4 protein-coding genes and 3 tRNA genes are annotated in these 3,551 nt (G+C 56.7%); all 7 read left to right on the top strand.

Annotated features, from left to right (window positions below; translation table 11 throughout):
* Positions 1–344 precede the first annotated feature (344 nt).
* Positions 345–1,310, top strand: a complete 966-nt coding sequence (gene birA, locus IB234_RS23700; protein ID WP_192322310.1) for a bifunctional biotin--[acetyl-CoA-carboxylase] ligase/biotin operon repressor BirA — start codon at positions 345–347, stop codon at positions 1,308–1,310.
* Positions 1,300–2,040, top strand: coding sequence for a pantothenate kinase (locus IB234_RS23705; protein WP_192322311.1), 741 nt, complete (start codon positions 1,300–1,302; stop codon positions 2,038–2,040). The genes birA and IB234_RS23705 overlap by 11 nt, the downstream gene beginning before the upstream one ends.
* Before the next feature lie 2 nt (positions 2,041–2,042).
* Positions 2,043–2,720 carry an SPOR domain-containing protein gene (locus IB234_RS23710; protein WP_192322312.1) on the top strand — a complete coding sequence of 226 codons (678 nt, stop codon included), beginning with the start codon at positions 2,043–2,045 and terminating at the stop codon, positions 2,718–2,720.
* Positions 2,721–2,851: 131 nt separating this feature from the next.
* A tRNA-Tyr gene (locus tag IB234_RS23715) sits at positions 2,852–2,936 on the top strand.
* A gap of 24 nt (positions 2,937–2,960) precedes the next feature.
* A tRNA-Gly gene (locus IB234_RS23720) sits at positions 2,961–3,034 on the top strand.
* Between the two features lie 26 nt (positions 3,035–3,060).
* Positions 3,061–3,136 (top strand) — tRNA-Thr (locus IB234_RS23725).
* An 84-nt stretch (positions 3,137–3,220) separates the two neighbouring features.
* Positions 3,221–3,551, top strand: a 331-nt coding sequence (locus IB234_RS23730) for a GTP-binding protein (protein WP_263864209.1), incomplete at its 3' end; no start/stop codon positions are given.

A 3,551-nucleotide genomic window follows, 5' to 3' on the forward strand; every position in this document is an offset into this window, starting at 1 on the left:
CAGTAGTGAAACGACGCATCGCCGATGGTAGTGTGGGGTTTCCCCATGTGAGAGTAGGTCATCGTCAAGCTCCTATCCCCAAACCCCCATCCGAGCAATCGGGTGGGGGTTTGGCTTTTGTGCGCGGGAAAATCAGAAGCGACGAGTGTATGGGAAAGTCCTGAGACAGCTGGCGGAGTAGAGCGGGCCCATCCCACGTAGCGCGCATAAAGGCCACCATCTGCGGTGGCTTTTTCATGGGTGAATGGAACAGCGGGTGCTCCTCGCACTCCCAGTTCTCCATTTCTAGGCAATTCAGACTCGCATCGCTATGATGCCTGCCTCTCTATCCCGGCGTTATTTTGATGCGTGAAGTGTTGCAATTGCTGCGCGACGGCCAATTCCATTCCGGTGAGGCCATTGGGGGCTTACTGGGTGTTAGTCGGGCGGCAGTGTGGAAGCGGCTGCAGCATCTTGAGGATGAGCTAGGCCTAGTTATTCATCGCATTCCTGGGCGAGGCTATCGTTTGAGTTCGCCGCTTTCCCTTTTGGATGAGGGTGTCATCGTTCAGAGGTCGTGGGAGGCTGGTTGGCATGCTGCTGTGCTCGAATCGACGGACTCCACTAATTCGGAGGTGCTTCGTCAGCTCGCAGGTGGGGCCCGCGGGCCCTTACTGGTTGTAGCTGAGCGGCAGGAGAGGGGGCGTGGCCGGCGTGGTCGGGAGTGGGTGAGTCCGTTTGCAGTGAATCTTTATTACAGCCTAGGTATTCGCCTTGAGGGGGGCTCCTTCCCGCTCAGTGGCCTTAGTTTGTCAGTGGGGCTGTCTGTCTTGGGGGCCTTGCGTGAGGTCGGATGTTTGGGTGTGGGTCTCAAGTGGCCGAACGATCTGCTGCTTGGCGGTCGAAAGATCGCTGGCGTGTTGTTGGAGTTGGCGGGAGATCCGGCGGATGCCTGTCATGTAGTTATCGGTATAGGCATCAATGTGAATATGCGGGCTGATGGCTCGATATCTATTGATCAGCCCTGGACGTCACTCCGAGAAAGCCTTGGGCATGTCGTTGATCGTACGGATTTGGTGTTGTCCCTGGGGCGCTGGTTGCGCCATTACCTCGACTTGCATGGCTCGGGCGGTTTTTCCGCGTTACGCGAGGAGTGGGAGTCTTGGCATTTGTGGCAGGACAAGGAAGTCAGCTTGCTGGCGGGGACGCATCGCATTGATGGGCGAGTGCTGGGCGTCGATCGACTTGGGGCGCTTCGTCTAGACGTTGCGGGCGAGGAGCGTCAGTTCAGTGGGGGCGAGTTAAGCCTGAGGTTGCGTGATGATTCTTGAGCTGGACTGTGGCAATAGCCTGATCAAGTGGCGAATTCGAGAGCTTTCCTCAGGCGGTGTTGTTGACTCCGATGTCGAGCTGCTGCGGGTTTTGCGCGGATCTGTTGGCCTCTCGATCACAGGATGTCGCCTAGTGAGTGTCCGCACCGATGCGGAGACATCTGCCTTGGCTGCCATGCTGACGTCAGAGTTCGGTTGCGCAGTGCTTTGCGCTCAGCCGTCTCGGCAGTTGGCAGGCGTGCGTAACGGATATGACGACTATCTGCGGCTGGGGTTGGATCGGTGGCTGGCGGTGGTTGGGGCTTATCAGTTGTGCGGTGGTGCGTGTCTCGTGTTGGATCTCGGAACTGCCGTGACCTCGGATTTTGTAGCATCCAATGGGGAGCATTTGGGCGGTTATATCTGTCCGGGGGTGCCGCTCATGCGCAACCAGCTGCGCACGCATACCCGACGGATTCGATACGATGACGTAGCTGCGGAGTTGGCTATGCGTAGCACTCGGCCTGGCCGGTCGACTGTCGAGGCTGTGGAGCGAGGCTGCGTTCTTATGCTTCGTGGCTTTGTGCTAACTCAGGTGGAGTTGGCTCGAGAGTCCTTCGGTGGCGACTTTCGCATCTATCTCACAGGTGGTGATGCGGATCTCGTGTGTGAGGTTCTGCCGCAAGCTGAGTTGGTTTCCGATTTGGTATTTGTTGGTTTGGCCAAAGCCTGTCCGCTACCGGGGGAATAGGGATGCGCTGGTTCTTTCTGCTTCTATTGGTTCTTAACCTTTTCTATTACGTTTGGCATCAGCAGCAGGCTCCTCTGCGCGTCAAGCAGGTTGAGCCCATGGCTTCATACCAGGGAGATCAACAGGGCATTCGGCTTCTGGATGCTGGTGACCGTGCGAAGGTTCGGCCTGAGCTGGCTCGGTCTTCTGTATCTACCGTGGACGAGACATGCCTGTTTCTGGGTAGCTTCCAGCGGGAGGCAGCCGCTCGCCAGATTGAGCAGCGCCTGATGGCATTGGACATCCAGGCGCAAGTGCGCTCCGTAGATGCTGCTGCTGGGCTGGATTACTGGGTCTATCTCGCTCCATTGGCTTCTCGCCAGGCATCATTACGGCAATTGAAAGAGTTGCAGGCGCGTAAGATTGACAGCTACATCATTACTCAGGGCGATCTGTCCAATGGCATTTCGCTTGGCATTTTCCCGCGCAGTGACTCGGCCGAGAGTGTGGTGCAGCGCCTGCGCGACGCGGGTTACGACCCGCTGATGCGCGAGCTGTCCAGGGCGCAGCGTAGTTTCTGGGTTCGTATTGCGCCTGAGAGTCGGCGCTTGGCTGATGACGCCTTGCCGCAACTGGCTTCAGAATTTAAGGAACTGCAGCATCAAATAATGCCGTGCGAAAGCGTTGCAACCTCTCAATAGTTTGAATAGAATGGCGCCCGCTTTAAGAGGGTATCCTCAAGAGGCTGCTGTCAAAGAGCGCTAACCTCAAGTTTTTATTGAGAAAAGGCTTGACAGTAGAGGGGCATGAGAAGAGAATGCCGCCTCACTTTGGAGGGGTTCCCGAGCGGCCAAAGGGATCAGACTGTAAATCTGACGTCATAGACTTCGAAGGTTCGAATCCTTCCCCCTCCACCAGATTAAGCGTGAGCTGCAGGCTCCGCGGGCATAGTTCAGTGGTAGAACCTCAGCCTTCCAAGCTGATGATGCGGGTTCGATTCCCGCTGCCCGCTCCAGGTTTGCTGTTTGTGCAAGGTGTTTCGCTCATGTAGCTCAGTTGGTAGAGCACACCCTTGGTAAGGGTGAGGTCAGCGGTTCAAATCCGCTCATGAGCTCCACTTCAACAAAGGCAGATATGCAGATATCTGCCTTTGTTTTAATGGCAGTGTCAGTTCTCAATTCCTTGTTCGGAGACGGGTCAGATGGCTAAGGAAAAGTTTGAGCGTAACAAACCGCACGTCAACGTTGGCACCATCGGTCACGTTGACCACGGTAAAACCACTCTGACCGCTGCTCTGACTCGCGTCTGCTCCGAAGTATTCGGTAGCGCCAAGGTCGACTTCGACAAGATCGACTCGGCTCCGGAAGAGAAGGCTCGTGGTATCACCATCAACACCGCTCACGTCGAGTACGACTCGGCCGTGCGTCACTACGCGCACGTTGACTGCCCGGGCCACGCCGACTACGTGAAGAACATGATCACCGGTGCTGCGCAGATGGACGGCGCTATCCTGGTTTGCTCGGCCGCCGATG

Source organism: Pseudomonas sp. PDM16 (genome assembly GCF_014851865.1).
Taxonomy (GTDB): Bacteria; Pseudomonadota; Gammaproteobacteria; order Pseudomonadales; family Pseudomonadaceae; genus Aquipseudomonas.

Excerpts from the sequence above, each read along its gene's own strand:
- birA (WP_192322310.1), top strand. The coding sequence starts at position 345 with ATGCGTGAAGTGTTGCAATTGCTGCGCGACGGCCAATTCCATTCCGGT.
- IB234_RS23710 (WP_192322312.1), top strand. The coding sequence starts at position 2,043 with ATGCGCTGGTTCTTTCTGCTTCTATTGGTTCTTAACCTTTTCTATTAC.
- IB234_RS23705 (WP_192322311.1), top strand. The coding sequence starts at position 1,300 with ATGATTCTTGAGCTGGACTGTGGCAATAGCCTGATCAAGTGGCGAATT.